The 23,033-nt window shown below is 42.0% G+C and carries 22 protein-coding genes and 1 pseudogene; 11 read left to right on the top strand and 12 right to left on the bottom strand.

From position 1 onward, the window contains the following. Positions 1-29 precede the first annotated feature (29 nt). On the bottom strand, positions 30-1,298 hold the full coding sequence (locus BLQ81_RS09450) for an aspartate kinase (protein ID WP_092729758.1): 1,269 nt from the start codon (positions 1,296-1,298) through the stop codon (positions 30-32). Positions 1,299-1,354: 56 nt separating this feature from the next. On the opposite strand from BLQ81_RS09450, the gene fbp reads away from it, so the two are divergent. The 3 genes from fbp (at position 1,355) to BLQ81_RS09435 (ending at position 4,984) form a co-directional block, all read left to right on the top strand. Then, positions 1,355-2,401, top strand: a complete 1,047-nt coding sequence (gene fbp / locus BLQ81_RS09445) for a class 1 fructose-bisphosphatase (RefSeq protein ID WP_092729704.1) — start codon at positions 1,355-1,357, stop codon at positions 2,399-2,401. A gap of 63 nt (positions 2,402-2,464) precedes the next feature. Then, positions 2,465-3,625, top strand: coding sequence for a PQQ-dependent sugar dehydrogenase (locus BLQ81_RS09440; RefSeq protein WP_092729703.1), 1,161 nt, complete (start codon positions 2,465-2,467; stop codon positions 3,623-3,625). A gap of 192 nt (positions 3,626-3,817) precedes the next feature. Beyond that, complete coding sequence (locus BLQ81_RS09435) at positions 3,818-4,984, top strand: PQQ-dependent sugar dehydrogenase (protein WP_092729702.1); 1,167 nt, start codon at positions 3,818-3,820, stop codon at positions 4,982-4,984. 112 nt (positions 4,985-5,096) lie between these two features. Here the strand turns inward: BLQ81_RS09435 and BLQ81_RS09430 are convergent, their stop codons facing one another. The 3 genes from BLQ81_RS09430 to BLQ81_RS09420 form a co-directional block, all read right to left on the bottom strand. Beyond that, positions 5,097-6,155: an NAD(P)H-dependent glycerol-3-phosphate dehydrogenase gene (locus tag BLQ81_RS09430; RefSeq protein WP_092729757.1), complete on the bottom strand. Its 1,059-nt coding sequence runs from the start codon at positions 6,153-6,155 to the stop codon at positions 5,097-5,099. After that, on the bottom strand, positions 6,133-7,830 hold the full coding sequence (locus BLQ81_RS09425; protein WP_092729701.1) for a 1-acyl-sn-glycerol-3-phosphate acyltransferase: 1,698 nt from the start codon (positions 7,828-7,830) through the stop codon (positions 6,133-6,135). Before BLQ81_RS09425 ends, BLQ81_RS09430 begins: the two co-directional genes overlap by 23 nt. A gap of 80 nt (positions 7,831-7,910) precedes the next feature. Continuing rightward, positions 7,911-8,390: a DUF4199 domain-containing protein gene (locus tag BLQ81_RS09420; RefSeq protein ID WP_092729756.1), complete on the bottom strand. Its 480-nt coding sequence runs from the start codon at positions 8,388-8,390 to the stop codon at positions 7,911-7,913. Between the two features lie 157 nt (positions 8,391-8,547). Here BLQ81_RS09420 and BLQ81_RS09415 point away from each other — a divergent pair, with 157 nt between their 5' ends. Beyond that, positions 8,548-9,522: a polyprenyl synthetase family protein gene (locus BLQ81_RS09415; RefSeq protein WP_092729755.1), complete on the top strand. Its 975-nt coding sequence runs from the start codon at positions 8,548-8,550 to the stop codon at positions 9,520-9,522. 21 nt (positions 9,523-9,543) lie between these two features. On the opposite strand, the pseudogene BLQ81_RS22700 reads toward BLQ81_RS09415, so the two are convergent. Further along, positions 9,544-9,675: pseudogene (locus BLQ81_RS22700) on the bottom strand (alpha-N-arabinofuranosidase); the annotation flags it as partial. Between the two features lie 298 nt (positions 9,676-9,973). Here BLQ81_RS22700 and BLQ81_RS09405 point away from each other — a divergent pair. The 4 genes from BLQ81_RS09405 to BLQ81_RS09385 all read left to right on the top strand — a co-directional run bounded on the left by BLQ81_RS09405 (position 9,974) and on the right by BLQ81_RS09385 (position 13,049). Beyond that, a complete protein-coding gene (locus BLQ81_RS09405; RefSeq protein WP_092729699.1) occupies positions 9,974-10,225 on the top strand; it encodes a DUF6364 family protein in 252 nt (83 codons plus the stop codon). Continuing rightward, entirely contained in the window at positions 10,222-10,626 is a 405-nt protein-coding gene (locus BLQ81_RS09400) for a type II toxin-antitoxin system VapC family toxin (protein ID WP_092729698.1), read from the top strand. Before BLQ81_RS09405 ends, BLQ81_RS09400 begins: the two co-directional genes overlap by 4 nt. A gap of 73 nt (positions 10,627-10,699) precedes the next feature. After that, a complete protein-coding gene (locus BLQ81_RS09395; protein ID WP_092729697.1) occupies positions 10,700-11,653 on the top strand; it encodes a Fic family protein in 954 nt (317 codons plus the stop codon). A 415-nt stretch (positions 11,654-12,068) separates the two neighbouring features. Beyond that, positions 12,069-13,049, top strand: a complete 981-nt coding sequence (locus tag BLQ81_RS09385; protein ID WP_092729695.1) for a hypothetical protein — start codon at positions 12,069-12,071, stop codon at positions 13,047-13,049. Here the strand turns inward: BLQ81_RS09385 and thrC are convergent. From thrC to thrA, 3 genes are all read right to left on the bottom strand, one after another. Further along, complete coding sequence (thrC, locus tag BLQ81_RS09380) at positions 13,015-14,319, bottom strand: threonine synthase (protein ID WP_092729694.1); 1,305 nt, start codon at positions 14,317-14,319, stop codon at positions 13,015-13,017. The two genes, BLQ81_RS09385 and thrC, sit on opposite strands and share 35 nt — an antisense overlap. 91 nt (positions 14,320-14,410) lie before the next feature. Next, complete coding sequence (locus BLQ81_RS09375; protein WP_092729693.1) at positions 14,411-15,340, bottom strand: homoserine kinase; 930 nt, start codon at positions 15,338-15,340, stop codon at positions 14,411-14,413. Further along, entirely contained in the window at positions 15,340-17,790 is a 2,451-nt protein-coding gene (gene thrA / locus BLQ81_RS09370) for a bifunctional aspartate kinase/homoserine dehydrogenase I (protein WP_092729692.1), read from the bottom strand. Before thrA ends, BLQ81_RS09375 begins: the two co-directional genes overlap by 1 nt. 487 nt (positions 17,791-18,277) lie before the next feature. On the opposite strand from thrA, the gene BLQ81_RS09365 reads away from it, so the two are divergent. Then, complete coding sequence (locus tag BLQ81_RS09365; RefSeq protein ID WP_092729691.1) at positions 18,278-18,697, top strand: META domain-containing protein; 420 nt, start codon at positions 18,278-18,280, stop codon at positions 18,695-18,697. A gap of 6 nt (positions 18,698-18,703) precedes the next feature. On the opposite strand, the gene BLQ81_RS09360 is transcribed toward BLQ81_RS09365, so the two are convergent. The 3 genes from BLQ81_RS09360 to BLQ81_RS09350 are packed head-to-tail and all read right to left on the bottom strand — an operon-like array spanning position 18,704 to position 20,316. After that, complete coding sequence (locus BLQ81_RS09360) at positions 18,704-19,159, bottom strand: hypothetical protein (RefSeq protein WP_092729690.1); 456 nt, start codon at positions 19,157-19,159, stop codon at positions 18,704-18,706. Positions 19,160-19,164: 5 nt separating this feature from the next. Further along, positions 19,165-19,626: a nuclear transport factor 2 family protein gene (locus tag BLQ81_RS09355; RefSeq protein ID WP_092729689.1), complete on the bottom strand. Its 462-nt coding sequence runs from the start codon at positions 19,624-19,626 to the stop codon at positions 19,165-19,167. 12 nt (positions 19,627-19,638) lie between these two features. Then, complete coding sequence (locus BLQ81_RS09350; RefSeq protein WP_092729688.1) at positions 19,639-20,316, bottom strand: SDR family NAD(P)-dependent oxidoreductase; 678 nt, start codon at positions 20,314-20,316, stop codon at positions 19,639-19,641. A gap of 59 nt (positions 20,317-20,375) precedes the next feature. Between BLQ81_RS09350 and BLQ81_RS09345 the strand changes: the two genes are divergently transcribed. Both BLQ81_RS09345 and BLQ81_RS09340 read left to right on the top strand, forming a co-directional pair. Next, the gene (locus tag BLQ81_RS09345; RefSeq protein ID WP_092729687.1) at positions 20,376-21,269 is read left to right on the top strand and encodes a mechanosensitive ion channel family protein; all 894 of its coding nucleotides are present in this window, start codon (positions 20,376-20,378) and stop codon (positions 21,267-21,269) included. Beyond that, a complete protein-coding gene (locus tag BLQ81_RS09340; protein WP_092729686.1) occupies positions 21,250-21,588 on the top strand; it encodes an MGMT family protein in 339 nt (112 codons plus the stop codon). Before BLQ81_RS09345 ends, BLQ81_RS09340 begins: the two co-directional genes overlap by 20 nt. On the opposite strand, the gene BLQ81_RS09335 is transcribed toward BLQ81_RS09340, so the two are convergent. Then, complete coding sequence (locus BLQ81_RS09335) at positions 21,585-23,030, bottom strand: sodium:solute symporter (RefSeq protein WP_092729754.1); 1,446 nt, start codon at positions 23,028-23,030, stop codon at positions 21,585-21,587. The two genes, BLQ81_RS09340 and BLQ81_RS09335, sit on opposite strands and share 4 nt — an antisense overlap. Between the last annotated feature and the right edge of the window lie 3 nt (positions 23,031-23,033).

Genomic DNA, 23,033 nt, shown 5'->3' with positions numbered 1-23,033 from the left:
TAAGACAACAAGAGATCGATACTTAAGGATTACATTTTTCTGCGTACTACCTGGAACGTGTTTCGAGAAGCTTGCTCCAAGAGGACTTCATATCCTTCTAAGTAGGCACCGACCTCATCCTGCTTATGATGCAGAATCGTCAAGAGCTCCAATCCTTCATTGTATCGAATTTCAAATTCAGATTTCAGCTTTTCAAGTAATTGCTCCAATTTGAAAAGCTGAACATCAATCACGATAGAAATACTGATTGCCGAAAGCTGGAGCATATTCACCCGAAGCTTCAATTCTTGCAATTGCTCATAGACACGATGAATATGCTTTTCCTCTATAAAGGTGAAATCAGTCACTTTGAAACTGACCAGGACTTGGTCCTTTTTGAGAACGATTGTCGGTACCTGATGAGCAGGCGCATTTTCATGAATTTTAGTTCCAGCGGCCTCAGGATCAAGAAACGATTTGACATAAAGCGGAATTTTTGCGTTGGCAAGAGGCTTAATCGTTTTAGGATGAATTACAGATGCTCCAAAATAGGTCATTTCAGCTGCTTCCTGATAGCCCAATTCCTCAAACTTCCTGGTATTCGGAAAAAGTTTTGGGTCCGCATTCAGCACTCCAGGTACATCCTTCCAAATCGTAACAGAACTTGCATCCAAACTGGTCGCCAAGATTGCAGCTGTAAAATCCGATCCCTCTCTCCCCAAGGTGGTAGGCTTTCCTTTGGAATCTGATCCAATAAACCCTTGAGTCAAAATCGGGAATCCCGCAAGTAGTGGTTTCCATATTTTTTGGGCAGATTTTTTAGTTTTTTCCCAGTCAATTTTAGCAAAGCGAAAGTAAGAATCAGTATGAATCACTTCTCTGGCATCCTTCCATAGTACGATCAACTCTTGGTGGCATAAAAATTCCGCCACAATACGGGAAGAAACCAACTCTCCAAAACCCACAATCCTGTCATAGTATTCGTCGTAATTCAGTCTACTTAAGGGCTTCTCCAAAGCATTGTCAAGCTGAGTAAACAGATTGTCAAGCTGGTAAAAAATAGGATGAGCCGCTGGGAAAAGTTCTTGACAAATCGCATGGTGAAAGTTTTTCAAATTTGCACTATTCCAGGAAAAATCTTCTCCTTGAAGCTTTTTTGACAAGATCTCCTCAAGTTCATTTGTGGTTTTCCCCATCGCAGAAACGACAATAATCAAATCTTTCCGCAATCGATTACGAAGAATTTCAGCTAGGTTATTAACCGCAAGGCTATCTTTGACAGAAGCACCGCCAAATTTATAAATTTGAATTTTTGTCATAAGAAATAATCCGTACTTTTCGGAAGTATAAACCCAATAATTGCATTTTTCAAATAATGAAAACTGACCCGTATCAGCCAAATCAGGGAAACTTAGCCTATTCAGTAGGCGTGACCCTAGACAGATTTATCAAACTCAAGCAAAGTGATTTCCCCTTTGCATCAGGAGAGCTCTCCCAAATTTTGAGAGACATTGCACTTGCTTCGAAGATAGTAAATCGCGAAACCAACAGAGCCGGATTGTCAAATATCGGCGGTGCTTTCGGACAAACCAACGTCCAGGGAGAAGAGCAACAAAAATTGGACGTGATCGCCAACATTCGATTTATGCGGGCGCTCAGCAAAGGCGGCGAAGTCTGCGCTATTGTTTCGGAAGAGGAGGATTGTGTCATCGATCTACAAAACAACTCAGGTAAGTATGTGGTCGCCATTGATCCCTTGGATGGCAGTTCTAATATCGATGTGAATATCAGCATAGGAACTATATTTTCGATTTATAGAAGAAAAACTCCAGTTGGGAGTCCGATCACCACAGAAGACGTCATGCAGCCGGGAAATCAACAAGTGGCTGCCGGCTATGTGCTTTATGGTTCTTCGACCATGCTGGTATATACCACAGGATTTGGAGTGAACGGCTTCACTTACGAGGCAAGTTTAGGAGAATTTTTTCTTTCTCATCCCAGCATCAAGGCTCCCGAAACAGGAAAGATTTACTCCATTAATGAAGGATTGGAACTGGAGTGGGAAGCCGGAGTCAAGTCTTTTGTGAAGGATTGTAAAGAAAAAAAGTACCAATCCCGATACATTGGGAGTTTGGTAGCGGATTTTCATCGCAACTTACTCAAAGGCGGCATCTACCTCTATCCAGCAACTTTTAACAACCCAAGCGGAAAGCTCCGGCTCCTCTATGAGGCAAATGCATTGGCTTTTATTATTGAGCAGGCAGGCGGAAAAGCAAGTGACGGAGAGAATCGAATTTTGGATATTCAGCCGGAATCACTCCATCAGCGGACTCCCCTTTTGATCGGTTCGAAACACATGGTGGAAGAAGCCGAGGAATTATTTCGAATTTCCGAATCGGAAATCAACACTTTAAGCCGTTAAACATGATTTTATTCTGATTCTGGATCTTTCGCTTTACCTTAGAGGTCGAAAAATCCTGAAACTATGTCTTCAAACAAACATTATCTTACTCTTGCAATTTTGGCCGGTGCGATTTCACTTTGGACCTCATGCGGACCTAAAGAACCCGCTGTTGAACCGATTGACGAAACCTTCGCTACCCAAACGGATAAGTTGCTGATCAAAGTGGATACCCTTTACAGCGAGCTTGAAAACCCTTGGGGGATGACTTGGCTTCCCGATGGAAGAATGCTGGTCACAGAGCGAAAAGGTGAAATCCTAATATTCAAGGATGACAAATACACCGGAGAAAAAATCCAGGGACTTCCGGCCGTACATCATGTCAATCAGGCTGGATTACTGGACATCGCACTTCATCCAAAATTTGCCGAAAACGGATGGATCTATATCGCTTACGCAAAACACTTCGAAGACAGCACAGCAGCTACTACTATCATGCGATTCAAGCTGGAAGGAAACACAGCTGTAAATCAGCAAGACTTAATCACGGCCGGTCCTTCGTGGAAAGGTGGACGCCACTTTGGAAGTAGAATCATCTTTGACAATGACGGTTTCCTTTATTTCTCCAATGGAGACAAAGGAAATATCCCGATGAATGCCCAGGATTTGACTAACGCACATGGGAAAATTCATCGCGTGAAAGATGACGGAACCATCCCTTCTGACAACCCATTCGTTGATTCAGTAGGCGCTGTGGCCTCCATCTGGACCTATGGCAACCGAAATCCTCAGGGATTAGTGTATGACAAAGTAAACAACCGAATATGGGAAGTAGAACATGGCGCAATGGGAGGCGATGAACTGAACTTGATCGAAAAAGGAAAGAACTATGGCTGGCCGGTGATCACATACGGTCAAAATTACAATGGAACGCCAATCACTGACATCACCGAGAAAGAAGGAATGGAGCAACCCAAGCATTACTGGGTTCCTTCTATCGCTACTTGCGGCATGACGCTAGTCACTTCGGACAAATACCCAACTTGGAAAGGGAACATTCTCGTAGCGGCACTTGCAAAACAGCATATTGCACGTGTTGAATTGAATGGAACTACCTATGTGGGCGAAGAAAAACTCCTTCAGGATATTGGACGGGTACGTCAGGTGGCTGAAAGCCCTGATGGATATATCTATGCAATCACCGAAGCGACCGGGCTGATGGTGAAGCTTTTGCCAATCAGATAATATTTAAAGAAACCAGAAGAAAGACTTTGTGTGAAACCATGAAGTCTTTTTTTGTCTAATCTTTTCGAAACTAAATTTCGTAGATAGTTCATTCATTCCTCGAATCTGAGCATTTATACCAAGGAATTCAACATAAAAAACTACATAACACTTTTCGTCGTTTAGAAGACTTAAACTTTTACCGCATTGAATATGAATTTGATCCAAAGATTTCTACCATTACTGCTCTTTTTGGGAATTTCAACCCTCGCCAAATCCTGTACTCCAAAAGATGAAGATGGAACCCCAAACGAGCCAATCACTGAAATAAAGTTCACGACTAAAACCGAAAAATTAACAGTTAAGGTAGATACCCTTTATTCAGCTTTTCAGAACCCTTGGGGTATGACTTGGATTGGTGATGGGAAAATGCTGGTTACGGAGCGCAAAGGAGAAATCCTTATTTTCAAAGATGACAAATACACCGGTCAAAAAGTCCAAGGCTTACCGGCTGTCTATGCTAATGGACAAGCAGGCCTATTGGATATCACAGTACATCCCGACTTTGCCCAAAACGGTTGGATTTATATAGCTTATGCCAAACCCGTGCCTGGTGGTGGAGCCACTACTGTTGCGCGATTCAAGTTGAATGGAAATACGGTGGCATCTTTTGAAGATCTTATCGTGACAACTCCGGCATGGAATGGAGGGACTCACTATGGAAGCCGGATCGTTTTTGACAATCAGAAATTCCTCTATTTCACCAACGGAGAAAGAGGAAGTCAAAATAATGCACAAAACCTTACCAATTCGCATGGTAAAGTTCATCGGATTCACGACGACGGTAGAATCCCGGCAGATAATCCCTTTGTGAATACCGCTAATGCAGTACCATCCATCTGGACCTATGGTAATAGAAATCCTCAGGGAATGATCTACGACCAAGCCAACAATCGGATATGGTCCGTAGAGCACGGCCCAAAGGGAGGTGATGAACTCAATCTGATCGAAAAAGGAAAAAATTACGGTTGGCCAGTGATTACCTATGGCCAAAACTACAACGGTACTCCGATCACCAATATCACCGAAAAAGAAGGAATGGAACAACCGGTGAAATATTGGGTACCTTCTATCGCTACATGTGGCATGACCTTGGTCACCTCAGATAAATATCCTGCCTGGAAAGGCAACATCTTGGTGGCAGCACTGGCGGGAACACACATCTCCCGAGTCGAAATGAATGGCACAAAGGCAACCGGCGAAGAAAAATTACTGCCCGGCATCGGTCGAGTAAGACAAGTTTCTCAAAGTCCGGATGGCTTCATCTATGCCATCACCGAGGGGACAGGATTACTGATCAAACTTTTACCAGCGTCATAAATGACTAAGAGGGCTTCAATCAGCCCAATGTGAGGCCCTGTACATACGGGATCATGCTAGATTTCTTCTTGCGCCAGACAGCGTATTTCCAATTCAATTTTAAAGCTATTTCCTACACAAAGTCCACATCTACGCTGAATGGATACTTCATAAGAAATTGAAGTGCATCCTCTATGGCCAAGTCTTCGAAAAGCACCCGGTGAAGATTCTCGGTAATTGGAGCACGGATACCCACAGTTTTTATAAAGGCATCCATCACTCGAATTGTGTTAATTCCTTCTGCCACTTCATCCATGGAAGCTAAAATCTGATCAAGCGACTCACCCTTTGCCAGTCTAAACCCTACGGTAAAATTCCGGGAATCAACTGAATTGCAGGTAGTCACCAAATCTCCGATTCCAGCCAATCCCATCACTGATTGGACACTCCCACCGAGTGCTTTACTCAAGTGTACCATCTCCACCATTCCTCGGGAGACCAGCAATCCTTTTGCATTTTCACCCAATCCCAACCCCGCCAAAGCGCCGGCAGCAATGGCAATTATGTTTTTCAAAACCCCGCTTAGTTCTACTCCGATGATGTCTGAATTACCATATACCTGGAATTTTTCAGAACGAAGTAATCGCTGCCCTTCCAAAATCACTTCATTGTACTTACTTGCAATAACAGTTGCTGCAGGAAAGCCCACGCTCAGTTCTTTTGAGATATTAGGGCCTGCAAGACAACCGAATCTGACGGCTACAGTCTCTTGCAAGATCACCTCACTCATGGTGAGAATTTGACTTCTTTTCAGCTTTTGGACTGTATCCAGACTTTCACCTTTACCAAGATTCAATGCAAGACCTTTGGTGCCATGAATAATCAAATGATAAGGATATAGAAATGGTCCAAAATTCCTGACAACTTCCAGAAAGGCTGCCGAAGGGATCATGAAAAAAAGAATGTTACACGACTTACAAAGTTCCTCAGGACTGAAAGTAGCGCGGATAGTCGGATGAATTTCCCGACCGGAAGTACGGTGGACAGTGTTGATTTCTTCGACGACCTCTTCTTTCCGGGCGTAGACCATGACTTCATTTTTTTCAGCAAGCATATTGGCAATGGCAGTTCCAAAGCTCCCAACGCCGACAACACCAATTCTCTTGGTTTTAGAAGAGTTTCTCAAGGCCATATCCATGAAGTCTATTGTGATAAAAATAAAGCAAGCTCATGTCTTCAGTAACGATATCACCTTGCTTATCCCTAATCAAAGGACGCTTGGCATGATACATCCCCACATTGTCAATGCCATGAGTAATGATCTCATCCATGGATCTTTTCATATGTGGAGCAATGTCAATCATTCCCTGAGATTTTAACACCAAAACCCGATCCATTACCAGCTGACAAGCTGTTTTAAATTCTTCATAGGGAATGGAAATATCCTCCTCGGGCAATCGGATTAGGTCAAAAATATCCAGCTTGTTATTCTTGGCTTTGATGGATTCGAATGCTACAAAGGCGACTAAATGGGAGCTGAATACCCGGTTGATTTTATGAAACTCTTCCACAATTCGCTTTCCCAACATATGGGTATACTCTTCTTCCCGTTGCTGATCTACCGTGATTTTTCCATCCGAAATAAAATAATCCCTGGTTTCAATTTGTCTCCCTCGCTTATCCAAGCTTTTCCCATCCTGATCCACGTAGTTCCCAAGCACATCCATCGCCCGACCGATGGAAACTGAGATGTCAGATCCTTTGGTGAAGAATTTCAGCAAAAACTTGGAGATCTTATAAGAGGTTGAGAATTCGTCGTTTTCTTTATAGTATCGCTCCTGGCCTGTGATGCTCAGGTGCTCCCGGATCAAACTCGGAGCCTCTAACACAAAATGGTAATTGATCGTCACAGGAACGATGAAAATTTTCCCTGAACCATCATTGAATCCATTCTGAAAATTTGCCCGTTGAGCTTCGATAGCAGTACTCAGTAGTCCCAATTTAAGTCTGGATTCGATCATTCCACTTCGGGATCGAGTCCCGCCTGGGAAAAACAAACTATGACAACCAAACTGAATGGCTTCCTTAGAGTAGGTCTTAAGCGTCTCCAAATACATCAGATTTTTCTTTCTTCGATCGACCTTATACGCGCCCAAGGCATTCATGAAATAGGCAAAAATGGAGATATTGAAAAGATTCAAGCCTGCACCATAGATGAATGGCGGCATGCCTAATACCGAGATGATCCACCCAATCAAAATGCTATCGAGGTTGGAAAAATGGGTCGGAACCATCACGATCGTCCCCTTTGTTGCCAAATCCCGTATCTGATCTGTTTGTCCCGTAATCTGGATTTTATCCTGAAGTGTATATTGATTACTGAAAATAGACTTAATGCCTTTCACCCGTGCTGCATTGAGCAAACGGGAAAAACCATAAGTCACCACACTTCTGGTAAATTTGTAATGGGATGCTTTAAAATTAGAAGCGATCTCCTCCGCATAACGGGAGGTGATGCGATGAAGTACTTTTTGGTAAGCTTGAAATCTTTTGCTTTTATCCAGAGATAAATCCGTATTGATTTGGAGCAAGGAAGATTTCACTTCGCTCCAAAAAGAATTCTCATCATCGGGATCGACCGCCCAAGGGTTTTGCTTAATCCTAAGTTTTTCGCGGTAAAGGGTAGTTTCCAACTCTTCCTTTATGATCTCTGGATTTTTCCCTGTCAATCCCAAAACCCTAGCTTCGGCCAGATCTGCCACTTTTTTTACAAATTCTTTTCGCTCTCTGGCCAATTTCACCACCGGCCATTCATCCTTGCTGGGAATTATGGGTGCATACCGATGCTTTATGTATTTCTCGTCCAAGGTGGAATGTAGGTTAGAAAAGGTCCCAAAGATAGCTAAATTGCCCTTTCTAACTGAATACTATTAGAAAGGGCAAGTAGTCAGGATTTTGTGCGGACAAAAAATGCTACAATCGCTGCAGTTATCAATCCCATTATCGCAGCTCCTATCATTGCCTGCATCATGTAACTTTTAAGATTGAAATAATCTTCCGCTGCCTGCCGCTCCATTTTTCCGGAGGAAACAGAATAATCGATAGCATTATTGAAATAATCCGGAGTAATATATGTGCTCGTGATGTATTGACTTAGTGGGCTGAGCAGGAACACAACCAGCGTAATTATCAATCCGGCAATAAAACCCTGCTTATAGGACATTTTTCCTCCGAAGAAATTTCGTTTTTTGTCCAGAAGGGCAAAAACATAAATTGATATGGCAATCGGGGCCATAAACAGCGTGTAAGTTTCATGTTTATCGATGTGAACATCATGCCATCCCATTGCTTTTTCGAAAACCATCCAAATCAATCCAACAAGGACAAAGAGGATTCCCCATTTAATCTCAATTTTAATATTTTTCATCATGTTCAGGCTGTATTTGGTTTAGTATTAGGGGTGATTGATACAAATTACAAAAAAACCGAAAACGATTCTCAAATTCACAGTGTTTGATGAACAGTATGAAGAGATTCCCTTGCCCAAGAACGAAAGGGTATTATTTTTACGACATCATTCACTGATGAAAAAAGACCTCAAACAAATACAAGTTCCCGTCGAAGCCGAAATGGCCCAGTTCGAGCATAAGTTCAGGGACTTCATGAAAAGTAAGGTCAAACTTCTGGACCACATCACCAATTACATCGTCAAGCGAAAAGGCAAGCAGATGCGACCAATGTTCGTTTTTTTGACAGCAGGGGTATGCGGTGAAATAAACGAATCGACACATCGTGGAGCGGCATTGATTGAATTGCTGCATACAGCAACACTGGTACATGATGACGTTGTCGATGATGCCAACTACAGACGCGGCTTTTTTTCAATTAATGCCCTTTGGAAAAACAAAATCGCAGTTTTAGTCGGTGACTACCTACTCTCGCGTGGGCTATTGTTGAGCGTGGATCATGGGGACTTTCATCTTCTTCGCATCGTGTCCAACGCTGTCAAAGAAATGTCGGAAGGTGAACTCCTCCAAAGCTACAAAGCGCGAAAACTGGACGTGGATGAGGAAGTTTACTATGATATCATCCGGAAAAAGACCGCAAGCTTGATAGCTTCCTGCTGTTCCGTAGGAGCTTCCAGTGTGGGCAATGACGCCACAGCCATCGAAAAAATGCGGCTTTTTGGCGAAAAAGTCGGAATGGCCTTTCAGATCAAAGACGACTTGTTTGACTTTGGCGAAGACGAAATCGGCAAGCCTGTCGGCATCGACATCAAAGAAAAGAAAATGACTCTTCCGCTAATCTATGCGTTGCGAAACTCCGATTGGTTGACTAAAAAGAAGATCATTTACCTGATCCGAAATCGCTCAGAAGACAAAAAAGCGGTAAATGAAGTAATCGACTTTGTAAAAAAAAGCGGGGGATTGGACTACGCCAAAGAAAAAATGAATGGGTTCTATCAGGAGGCTTTATCTATCCTAAATGATTTTTCCGACTCCGAATACAAAACCTCCCTACGCGATTTGGTAAGCTATACCATTGAGCGAAAAAAGTAAGGCCGATATCCCAGCATCCACTTACTTCAATGATTTTATCGATTCTATTTTCCCATCCGGCAGATGTTTCAGTTCCGCCATTTTGATGTTGCGAAGCGGGGTTTTTCCAGAGAGCTCTGTATCGTGATAGAAGAGATACCACTTGCCCTCAAAAACATGTCCTGAAGGGTCTGCCGTGTAGATGTTCTGTACTAAAGGAGCATGAAGGTATATTGAAGTTTCAGGTTCGGCCTCAGTCTGAACCTTATCTTTGGGTTGGGAACAAGAAAAGGCGAGACCTAGCACTAAGAATGCGAAAACGATTGAGTCATTGTTAATTAAGTTTGGGACTGACCGAAAATAGTGAGGAGAGTCGAGAAAATCGTATTTAGAATTCCTAAATCAAGAAACTTTAAATCAATTTAAACCAGAAAAATAAATACACGTATATTTCGGAATAATGACACGTGTTATGAAAACAAAATTGACACTCACCATCGAAAAATCAATCATTGAAAAGGCAAAGGAACTCGCAAATTCCTCTGGAAAAAGCCTTTCAGAAATGATAGAAAACTATCTTTCAACTAAAATTAAAAAGGCTGAAGATGAGCAATTGGAAATACCAAAAGAATTCCAAGGACTTTTTGGAGCTATAAAACTTCCCTCAGATTTCAATGAAAAGGAACAAATCAGAAAAATTCTTAGCGAAAAATACCTGAAATGAACCACTACTTTTTGGATACAAATATCCTTGTTGACTTTTTAGCCAATCGAGAGCCATTCGGAAAGTTTGCTATGCAAATCCTCAATAAATCACTCCAGAAAGAATGGATTCTTTGGACTTCAGACAACTCAATTTTGACCAGCTATTACATTCTCTCCAAAGAAATAGGAGGAAGTGAATCCCGTTCAAAAATCAGTAGGATCATTAAATTTCTAGAAATCCAACCGACTATAAAAGACCATATCCAACAAGCCTTAGCCTCGGATTTTAAAGACTTGGAAGACGGAGTCCAGCATTTTTGTGCAGCGAGTATCGAAGGCATTCAAGGGATTATTACCAGAAACAAAAAAGAATTTGGATTAAGTCAAATCCCTGTTTTTGAGCCCTGGGAACTGATCTAACCATTTTTTCATAAGATTTAAGGGAAAAATAACATCATGACACTACCTTTGATAGTATCAAATGATACTATCAATGAAGCCTCCCTATGATATCACCCCTGAGATCTTGAGATGGGTAAGCTCTATTTCTGAGAGAATTGGCGAGGCAAATGCACTTTTTCTAAGCAAACCTTCTCCCCAACTCCGAAAACAAAATCAGATCAAAACCATCCAATCTTCGCTTCAAATTGAAGGAAATACGCTGAGTGAAGAACAAATCACAGCCATAGTGGACAACAGGCGCGTGATCGGACCCGAAAAAGATATTCTCGAGGTCAAAAATGCGATTGCAGTATATGAGAATATTGATACGCTTAGAATGGGTTCTGAAAAGACTTTTCTCACAGCACATAAAACCCTGATGACTGGATTAATGGAAAATCCCGGAAAGTACAGAACTCGGGGAGTTGGGGTGGTAAAAGGATCTCAAGTGGCACATCTTGCACCACCTGCTGAAAATGTCCCGGGGTTAATGAAAGATCTATTCCGGTATCTTAAAGAAAACAATGAACTCGATTTGATTAAAAGCTGCGTTTTTCATTACGAGTTAGAATTTATCCATCCATTTCTCGACGGAAATGGCCGGATGGGCAGACTCTGGCAAACTGTGATCCTTAAAGAAAAATACCCCATTTTTGAATCCCTGCCGTTCGAAACGCTCATCAGCAAAACTCAAAACGATTACTATCTAGCCCTTGCCGAAAGCGATAAATCAGGCAAATCGACAGTATTTATTGAATACATGCTACAAATCATCGATGAGGCCTTGTGTAATCTGTTAAAAATTCACGGTAAGCCAATGAATTCTGAAGATCGGATAACTTACTTTTTATCTTTTGGCAAAAATCAGTTTACTCGAAAGGAATACATGGAAGTTTTTTGGACAATCTCGACTGCAACGGCCAGTCGGGATTTGAAAAAGGCTGTTGAAAATGGAATTCTTAAAGCTGAGGGAGTTGGGAATCAGACGAGGTATTCAGTAGTTTAAAATTCAGATAAAAAGGAAATGAATTACTATTTTAAAAATTTTTCCTACAAAGACATGCTCAGTGCATTTATAGCAAGTCTGATTTCGATTTCAATAATCTTTAGCCTTCAACTAGAAGTAACCAAAAGCAATCTGTTTTTTACTATTCTTTTAACTTTCTTTATTCCAATTTCCATCATGCACATTATCTATTGGAAGGATCATCAGAAGAAAAACAACTCACTCGGAAGAATTACACATGACCTTCTCTTTATATTAATAACTTTTTTATTGCTTTTCACGATATTAAAAATCAATAACATATTCTATAAAATCGGAAGTGCAAACAACCTGATTACTCTTCTATTTATTTGTGTATTCGTCTCAGAGATTGTATTCAGCATCTCAATCAACTTTTTATTAAGACTGGTTAAAAATGAAAAGTAAAATAAAAATTATAACAGCGATAATATTATTAATTTATATATCAATTCTTTCTATATATAAAAACGATAGAAAAGAGCAAGCTCTTTACAGATATAAAATCATAACAGATTCGACAGATCTAGCACCTGAAGACTTTATGAGAGTTGCTGAAATCTGGACGCGACATGATGCAGGAATAAAAACTGGACTAACTTTGCTCAATAGCCAAGATCCAGAAGTTCGGACCTATATCGACAGACATTCCTCTTGGATTAGAGAAAAATTCAATAACCCAGATAAATCATTATTTATTCATGAACTGTACCATGTTAAACTAGCAAAAGCAATTGCAAAGGATCTTAATGAAAAAATAAATTTCTATGGTTACGATAGAAATACATCCCTGACCAAACTAGGTATTTATCAGGAAAAACTAAACTACTTACAAGGAAAATATGATTCGGAGTCTAATCACAGCAGAAACAAATTAATGCAAGCCTATTGGGAATATAAAATTGATTCCTTAAATAATTTTGGAAGGCATTACAATATTAATGATGAAGTCTCTGTATTTTTTCCCACTCCACCAAAAGTTCAAGTTTGGCAATTCTCTGATGATACTTTGTATGGTAAAAGCGCTATTGTAAATCAATTAGAATTCATAATCCTTAAGCTTAACCCAAGTGAAATTGATTCTGCATACCTAGTAGACTACTTTGCCAATAGAATTTTTAGGGAAAATAATAAATATAATAATATTGATTTTTACTCAATACCCAACAATTCCATTCTTTTTGGTTATTCAAAAGACACGATAAATAGAATAGAAACACACAATAATCTTATTGTAGATTCACAATTCAATTTCTATTTAGCACGATATGTTTTCCCTTATTTCGAAGAGCAAGATAGCACCTTAATAAAAGTTGGAGAAAGATTTTTTGACTCTATCAAATTCAAATCTGATTCAATCCCTCCAAAAACCACTTAAACTCCTCAAAGCTTTTATCCATCGGAATTACCTTTTTTTCACCCTCCAGAAAAGCCGCCAAGCGCTCCGGCAGCTCCAGCTTTTCCCCTAAAGCTTCCTCCACTACATCCCGGAATTTTCCAGGGTGAGCTGTTTCAAGAAATACTCCAACATAGCCTGAATTTTCGGTCATGAAGTCTTTCAAACCCAAATAGCCCACTGCTCCATGAGGGTCTAAGATGTAGCCTTTTTCCTGAATTTCTTGGATGGCTTTCACCGTCTCAGCATCATCATAGAAGTACCCTTTGACATTTTCCCGAAAGAGCTTTTCGTCACCGTGGTATAAGGAGACCAACCTTGGGAAATTGCTAGGATTACCCACGTCCATGGAATTGGAAACTGTGGCAATCGAAGGCTGAGCCTGAAAAAATGCCCCGTTTAAATAATCAGGTATCACCTTATTGACATTCGTAGCTGCCACAAAGCGATCGATAGGTAAACCCATTCGCTGAGCTAAAATTCCAGCGCCTAAGTTCCCAAAATTTCCACTTGGGACTGCAAAAACTACTTTCTTCCCAGTCTTAGGTAACCTGGAAAAAGCATAGAAATAATAGAGACACTGCGGAATCCAACGTGCTATATTAATCGAATTGGCAGAGGTCAACAATAACTTTTCATTCAGTTCTGCATCCAAAAAAGCCTGCTTCACCAGAGTTTGACAATCATCAAAAACTCCATCCACTTCCAAAGCCGTGATATTTTGGCCTAGCGTAGTAAACTGCTTTTCCTGAAGCTGACTCACTTTTCCTTTCGGAAATAGAATGATTACTTCTACCCCATCCACTCCCAAAAAACCATTGGCCACCGCACTTCCCGTATCCCCAGAAGTCGCAACAAGTACCCGCAAGGTGCGACTACTTTTCTTCACCAACATACTCATCAACTTGGAGCAAAACCGTGCCCCAAAGTCTTTGAACGCCAAGGTTGGGCCATGAAACAACTCCAGACTGAATACATCTTCTTCAACCTCCACAAGCGGCGCATCAAAGGTCAATGTATGATCGACCAATTCCCTGATCTGACTTTCGCTCAAATCCTCAGAAAATAAAGCTCCAATCACGGCGTAACCGATTTCCTGAAAACTCATTTTAGAGAATTTCTCAATCAATTCTTCCGACAACACGGGGATTCGCTCTGGCATGTACAAGCCGTTATCAGGCGCAAGTCCTTTGATGACTGCTTCCGGGAGCGATACTTTATGATTGGGATTATTGGTACTGAAATACTTCATGGAATGTTCCTTTTATCATTGTCGTCGGCTTTTATAACTCTACCTTTTCATGCGGTCGACTGTGGACGGTGGTCTGTTGACTTTTTTACTTTTATTCGAGGACATAAGCTCCCCGGATATTGACAGCGGAATGATATGCATCGACACCAAGACCGATGACATCATAGACTTCCTGTGCGGCTTTGATGATGGATTCGGAGGCTTCTGCCCCTTTGGAAAGTGTGAATAGTGTGGGACCCGAACCCGAAATCCCCATTCCCAATGCTCCGGCAGCTTTCACAGCTTCCTTCACTTCGTAAAAACCGGGGATCAAAGTAGCGCGATAAGGTTCGGCAATTACATCCCGAAGCGATCTGCCAATTAAGTCAAAGTCTTCCTGAAACAATCCTGCAATCAGTCCAGCCACATTGCCCGATTGTATTGTGGAATGCTTCAAGGACACCGAATCTCTCAAAACCGACCGGGAATCGGAGGTTTTCAATTCAAAATGCGGATGAAGCAAGGTGCAGTGCAAGCCTTGGGGCACGTGTAGTTTGATCACATCCAAAGGATGGTAATCCCGGATCAGGACAAATCCACCAAGCAAACTCGGAGCGACATTATCCGCATGACCTGCACCACAAGCTGCTTTTTCAGCTACTATCGCAAAAGGAAGCAAGTTCTTTTTTTCAAAAGGCTCCCCAAGCAAATGATTTGCTGCCACCAAAGCCGCAACAGCACTCGCTGCACTGGAACCCATTCCCGAGCCCAAAGGCAGTCCTTTTTTCAGCATGATGTTCATCCCCACTTCCTGCCCCAATTCATCCAACATCGCTTGAATCGCAACGGTACAGGTATTTTTTTCAACCTCATAGGGTAGCCTGCCTCCGTCTCCTTCAATGGAAATAACACGCAGTCCTGGCCCATCTTTGAGTTGGACTTCAACTACATCACCCATCGCATCAATGGCAAATCCGAGAATATCGAATCCGCAGGACACATTGGCCACAGTGGCGGGAGCAAAAGCTTTGACCGATTGCATTATTCCCGAGTATAGTTACCGATTCGGATCACATCTGCAAATACACCTGCGGCAGTCACGTCCGCACCAGCACCCGGACCACGGATGATCATCGGTCGATCGTGATAGCGTTCCGTTGTCAGTAAAATCATGTTGTCACTTCCCTTCAGACTGGAAAAAGGATGTGACTCTGGCAATGACTTCAAGCCTACCTTGGCTTTTCCGTCTTCCAATGTTGCCATAAAGCGGAGCTTTTCTCCCTTTGCCTTGGCATCTGCTAGAAGCTTGGCGAAATCAACATCGTGTCCTTTTAGCTTTTCGAAGAATTCATCCACGGAAGATTTCGTCCGACAATCTGCCGGAACCATACTTTGAATGGTAATGTCATCAAATTCCAACTCCTGTTCTGCTTCACGACCGAGGATAAGGATTTTCCGAGCCACATCCATTCCACTGAGGTCATCTCTGGGATCTGGTTCGGTATAGCCTTTTTCCTTTGCGATTTTTACGACTTCTGAAAAAGGGACCCCGTTTTCCAGTTCAGAGAAAATAAAATTCATTGAGCCACTCAATACTGCTTCTATCCGAATTACCCGATCGCCAGAAAGCATCAAATCCTGCAGCGTATTGATCACCGGCAGCCCGGCTGCTACGTTGGTTTCGTATAAGAAATTCACTCCCCGCCGTTTGGCAATTCGCTTTAATGCGCGATACTGATCCATTGAACCGGAATTGGCCTTTTTATTCGGCGTGACGATTCCAACCTTTGCTTCCAGTATTCGGGAATAGGTATCAGCTACTTCCAGACTAGCCGTGCAATCCACAAATACCGAGTTGGAGAAATTCATTTCTTCCATCGTTTGGATGAACTTATCCAGATTCATTTTTTGATCGGATTCGTTCAATTGATGTGGATTTTTCAGATCAAATCCATCCTCGTTAAAAGCCATAAAACGGCTATTGGCCAAACCGTGTATCTGAATGTCCAATTCATTGGCTCGGAGCAATTTGTTCTGCTGGGACTTAATCATCTTAATCAGGGCTTGACCGATAAGGCCTGTCCCAACCAAAAAGACGTGAAGTACTTTATTTTCTGACAGAAAAAATGCCTCATGGAGCGCATTGAGTGCCTTCTGCAAGTCAGGCTGAGGAATGACAGCAGAGATATTCAGCTCCGAACTTCCCTGAGCAATTGCGGCCACATTGATATTGTTTCTTCCCAAAGCCCGGAACATCCGTCCGGAGGCACCGGGATTTTGTTTCATGTTTTCTCCTACCACCGCTATCGTTGCCAATCCATGAAGCAGCGATACTTCATCCATCTCTCCGGACTTGATTTCGTAGAAAAACTCTTTTTCGATTGCCTCTTTACCCTGATAGGCTTCATGGGTTTTGATCGCCAGACAAATGCTATGTTCGGAAGATGCCTGAGAAATCAATAAAATATTCACCTTGGCTTCCGCAAGAGCCTTAAACACCCGGCTGACTGTAGCTCCACCCTCCATCAATCCTGCCCCTTGGACAGTCACGATTGAAATATTGGACATGGAACTGATTCCTTTGATCAAGGCACCATGACTGATTTCGCCATTGATGAGCGTACCTGCATTCTCAGGCTCAAACGTATTTTTGATATAGATTGGAATGCTTTTCCGCATCGCAGGCTGCATAGTCGCAGGGAAAATAACTTTCGCTCCAAAGTGAGAAAGCTCCATCGCCTCATTATAACTCAATTGTGGAATGGTGAAGGCGGTGTAAACCAACTTTGGGTCGGCAGTCAATACCCCTGAGACATCCGTCCAGATCTCCAGATCCTGCGCTTCCAAGGCCGCAGCAAAAATCGCTGCCGTGTAATCCGATCCCGATCTTCCAAGTGTGGTAGTCTCACCTTTGGCTGTAGACGCAATGAATCCTGTAATGACCTTTACCCCGTCATTTTTTGAAAAATAATCTTTGATCTGAGCATTGGTCACCTCATAGTCGACTCTGGCCTGACCAAAACGATCATTTGTCCGGATGACATCCCGCGCATCTACAAACTGCGTCTTGATGCCTTTACCAGCCATAGCTTCCGCCAAAATAAACGCAGAAAGCCGCTCTCCAAAGCTCGCTACATAGTCCAGCGTGCGTGCGGAATTTTCCTTGATGAGATAAATCCCGTGAAAAAGATCCTCCAACTCCTTAAAGCGCACTTTGACATACGTCATTACAGTAGATTGATTTTGGACTGCGATCAACTGTCGTACAATGTCGAGATGCTTCTCCTCCAGGGTTTGTAAAAGATCTCTATAAGCCTGATCCCCCTCTCTGGACAATCTTGCAATGGTGAGAAGGCTTTCTGTAACTCCGCCAAAAGCGGAAAAAACGACTGCAATCTCATGTTGTTTGAGCTTGTCTTGAAGGATTGCAAATACCTTTCGGATGTTTTCAGGGTTCGCTACGGATGAACCTCCAAACTTGATGATTTTCATAAAGTATAATGAAATTAATGCTGGAAATTAAAATTTGGCCAAGGAGGCCTCTGAGGGCGAGTAATTAAAGATGACGACGGGTCACCCCGTAATCATGGTGGTCATTCCGGTGTTCATTGTGAAAAAAACAGCAGCGTGCATTTCCAGGGTTGGAAGCGCATTTGGATGTGAAAAATATTTTGCTGCAAGTACCATGACTGGAAGATTGACTGGACAATCTTACAGCGAAAAAACGGTTTGACCAAACAAACTCATAGAGATCGGAGATTTTTTTAAATTTTTCTCAGGATTAAATTCAAAATATTAACCATTTGATAATTCACCAAAGGGTATTTTTGAATTTAAAATAACAGATTTGAGCCTATTCAATGGATCTGTAAGTTGTATTTCAGAGGCAAAATACTCTATCCCGGTCCTGTCTTCCTCAGGCAGCCTCGATTTCAGCTAGATTTTAGTACCTTAAAGGCTACTCCTACTTTAAGGTTTCATGAAACAAGTGCGCATCTTTTCACTCGGTATTTTGATCCTGCTATTCATTGGCTGTAGCGGATCTTCCAACCTGGCTAATCCCAATCTGCTCATCGGGAAAACATGGGTGTTATCCAGTTTCAAAGGAGACCATGACCTTAGCAAGTTTAGTCTGGGATCACCTTTCATTTCATTTTTGGAAGAAGGAAGACTGGCAGGATTTGCAGGCTGCAACAATTTTTCGGGCACGTTCTCCCTGGAAGGGATGGGGCTATTACTCGATCCCGGTGCAATTACAAAAAAAGCGTGCAGTGGCACTACTGATACTGCGTTTATTTCGGCTATGGACAATGTTAAGAATTTCTCGGTAGAAAAGAGTAGACTCATCCTAATGGACGGTACCATTGAACTGATGAGCTTTATCCCCAAAAAAGACTAAATCTGATCAGACCAATTCCTCGATCGACATCAACTTCCCTCGAAAGTTTACCTGTTCTTTCTTTTTCTTTCCAATCAAAAGCTCACCAAGCGGTGAGTTTTTACTCATCAAAAAAACCTTAGTATCGTCCACATTCACCTGTCCTATGCTGATAGCCAGCAAAAACCAATCAGCTCCGAGTTTGATTAATGCTCCTTCCTGTACCGAAACAGGTGTGTCTTTGATTGCCTGGAGTCTGTAGATCTCATCCAGGTCCATTTTGCTCTGCTTTATCTGCTTCTCAATTGTGTTCAGATCCTGGGTGATCGTCTCACGGCTAGTCTCGTATTTATCTCCAGCGCTGTTTTTTTCTTCTTCCAGAATGCTCTCTATAATATTTTTCCGCTCCTGACTTAGCAATGCTTCTTTTTGCTTCAATTGAGACAGGGCTGTCTGATAGACTTTTGATTTGAATTCGTTCATAAAATTTAGCCTTCGCAGGATTCTTTTCTTCGGGTGTCGATAATGTAAACAATTTTCCAGCTACCGGCAATTTTCACGAGCTGGAAGGAATTTACGCCGCAATGGCTAAAATTCCCATTGACGTAAAAGTGGTAGGGAGTCCAAGCAGCGGCCATCTCCCCGTCAATTTTGATCTGATAGTCAAGTATTCGTTCGTCCAGTTGGGTTTCTGCCGGAGTGGTAGCGATTCGTTTCACAAAATCAGCTACAGCATTACTTCCCACTTCAGTTCCTTCGGGTTTTGAGATGACGGTCTGCATCAGCGCATCTTTGGAAAAAGAGGCAGCCACCTGATCCGCATTTTTTGATCTCATTCCGTCAAAAAGACTTTTTATCACAGCTTCAACCTGCTCCTCCTCTGTCTGGGAGAACGCTTGGATAGAGAAAAACAGTCCTAAAAGGCCTGCAAGAAGAATTTTTTTGGTCATGGCATGTATACTTTAACCGCCTCCGTAAAGTTTGAAAGTCATATTTCTCAACGCTGAATTATTTACCGCGTAGTGCATCGCCTCAGCAATTTCTTTGGCACTCACCCACAGCGAAAAATCTGCATCAGGCATGGACTCACGATTGGCTTCGGTATCAATGATACTTGGAACAAAGACATGGCTACGGATTTGGGTGTCTTTCACTTCCTCAGCAAGAATTTCGGCAAGCGTCAATACCAGTTTTTTACTTAACGAATAGGCAATGGTATCTTTGGCACTTTGCAATTCCAAGGCCGGTCTTGCACCGACAAAAAGGAAGGTGCCTCTTTGCTGTTTTTTCATAAAGGGAAGAAAACCCCTCACCATATTGTAGGCGCTGAAAAAATTCAACTGAAACATAGCCTGAATGTCTTTTTCAGAAGTCGAATCAATAGCTCCCATTGAGAATCCTCCTACGATCATCGCCAACGCATCCAGATCGTTATACTGCATCTGAAACTCTTTCACAAACTCTAAAACTGCAGCTTCTTCAGTGACATCCACTTCATAATTATCATCCGCTTCCTCTACAAACTCATCATGGTCTGGTCTCAACAGTGCAATGACATGATACCCTTCCCGCTTGAATTTATCTACAACAGCCCTACCAAGACCTCCCGCTGCACCGGTAATTAATATATTTCTGCTCATATTTGGTCTGATTTCATTCCGATAATTGCTAAAATTAGGCTTTATTTTTCGATTGAAACATGAATCATCTCAAAAGCAGCATCCAAGTCAAAGAGAATATCCGGAAAAGAAACTTTGCCATAAAGCTTCTTTTGCTGATTATTTTGGAAATTTTTTACGAAGGGGAGACCTTTTTGAGTCCTTTTCTTGAAAAATATGAAATTATTAACCGGATCATCCGTGTTCTAATTTTCCTCCTCAGTGCCAATTTGATTATTTCCCTTGGGCGAATTATTACCCTTAGAATTTATTTACGACAGCGGGAGGACAACAAAGTGCAACCCAATTTCATGCTGGGGATAGACCGGATTGCAGGAATACTTCTAAGTTTTGCACTGTTGATTTGTTTGATGTTAGTTTTTGGAATCAGGCCTTTGGAGTTTTTGACCAGCATTACAATCGTAGCGGCAGCGATTGCAATATTAACCAAAGAATACATTACCAATATCGTCAATGGGCTGATCATGATGTTTTCCGATCAGCTGGAAATCGGTGATAAAATCCAAATTGGACGCCATATTGGTTTCATAAGAGACATCACACTGATAAATTTGGTTTTGAAAAATGACTCAGGAGAAATTATCCTAATTCCAAATACCATGGCCTTGACTACTGATGTGGTCAATTTTTCCAAAAACAATACGCATCAGGTGATTTTTGATATCGAGATCTCCTCAAAAAATGAAATCCATTTGAATGCATTGGAGGAAAGTCTTTCCGAACTGCTTAAAAAATATCCGGATATCGTCTTTGCCGAAGGTGCTCAATTGAATGTGATCGAAAGAAAGGCCGAAACTTTTCTGGTAAGATTTCAATTCCCTATCAAAACGGGGGAAAAACCCACAGAAATTCTTGTGAAAAAAGAAATCAATCAGGCTTTGATCCAATGGAACCATGGGCACAGACAAGATTAACTATTTCGATTTGATCTATCAGGTAGTTCGGGAAATTCCCCGCGGGCGTGTCACGAGTTATGGAGCGATCGCGCATTATTTGGGCTTAAAAAGTGGGGCGAGAATGGTGGGTTATGCCATGAATGCCGCGCATACGATGACTGATGTGCCAGCACAGCGCGTAGTCAACCGACAGGGATTACTCACGGGAAAACATCATTTTGAAACCTCCACCCAGATGCAGGAATTACTCGAGGCTGATGGGATCAGCGTTGAAAACGACCAAATCAAAAATTTCGAAACTGTTTTTTGGGATCCTGAAAAGGAACTTGGACTTTAATCCTTTTTGCGCAACAGAAATAGTCCCAAAAACATCAAGGCTCCATTTAAGATCAGCGCTTCAAAACCAAACTTGTAGCCCCAAAGCCATTTTTCGGAATTTTGACTGATGATAAAAGTAATAATGGGAGCGGCCACTGCGATGTGGGGAACAAAGCGGTCTTTGATTTTCAGCTTGGTGAAAAGTCCAAAAGAGTACAGCCCGAGCAATGGCCCGTAAGTATATCCCGCAATGATAAATACCGAATTGATCACACTTTGATCATTTAGCCAGTAAAAGCCCAAAATCATAAAAAACATCAGTGCGGTAAAAAGGATGTGGACTTTTTTGCGGATACTGACTCTTTTTTCGGGTGCATATTTTCTGTCGATCTGGAGAAAGTCAATACAAAATGAAGTCGTCAAGGCGGTCAGTGTCGAATCGGCGCTGGAATAGGCCGCCGCAGTAATCCCAAGTACAAATACGATTCCCGTGAAAGCCGAGAAATGCTGTGTTGCCAATAAGGGAAAAAGTCCGTCTGACTTTGAAGGAAGTGGAATCCCATTAGTCTCTGCATAAATGTAAAGCATGACTCCCAGCGAAAGGAAAAGCAGGTTGACAATCACCAAAATGACAGTAAACCAAAGCATGTTTTTCTGTGCATCTCCGATATTCTTGCAAGTCAGATTTTTCTGCATCATATCCTGATCGAGTCCCGTCATCACGATGGTGATGAAAGCACCGGAAATAAATTGCTTGAAGAAATTGGTGCCCGATTTCCAGTCCCAGTTGAATATCTCCGAACGGCTATCCTTCGCTACAGAAGACACATAGTCTCCAAGGCTTTTTATCCCCAATTCATTCCCGATATAAAAAATGGTAATGATCACAGCCGCAAGCATAAAAAAGGTCTGTAGTGTGTCAGTCCACACCACAGTCTTAATTCCTCCACGGTACGTGTAAAGCCAGATCAGTCCCACTGTAATCAAAACAGAAACCCAAAAAGGAATTCCAAGTGAATCGAAAAGTATTAACTGCAAGACGCTTGCGACCAAATAAAGGCGCAAAGAAGATCCTAAAGCTCTGGAAAGGATAAAGAAAAAGGCACCAGTCTTGTAAGACCAAAATCCGAATCGCTCTTCCAAATAGGAATAGATTGAGATTAGATTGAGTCGATAGTAAAGCGGGAGTAAAACTTTGGCTATGGTGAAATAGCCCAAGGTATATCCCAAAACAACCTGGAAGTAAAAGAAGTTAGTATTTCCTACCTCCCCGGGGACTGATATAAAAGTGACCCCGGAAAGGGAAGCCCCAATCATGCCAAATGCAACCAAAAACCACGGAGACTGTCTGTCACCTGTGAAAAAAGAATCAGCTGTGACTTGCCTTGATGTGTACCAAGAAATTAAAAAAAGTAAAAGGAAATAGGCCGAAATGACTAACAGGACAATATGGGGATTCATAAA

This window comes from Algoriphagus alkaliphilus (genome assembly GCF_900103735.1).
GTDB lineage: Bacteria > Bacteroidota > Bacteroidia > Cytophagales > Cyclobacteriaceae > Algoriphagus > Algoriphagus alkaliphilus.
This window is presented reverse-complemented; position numbering and strand designations above follow the sequence as displayed.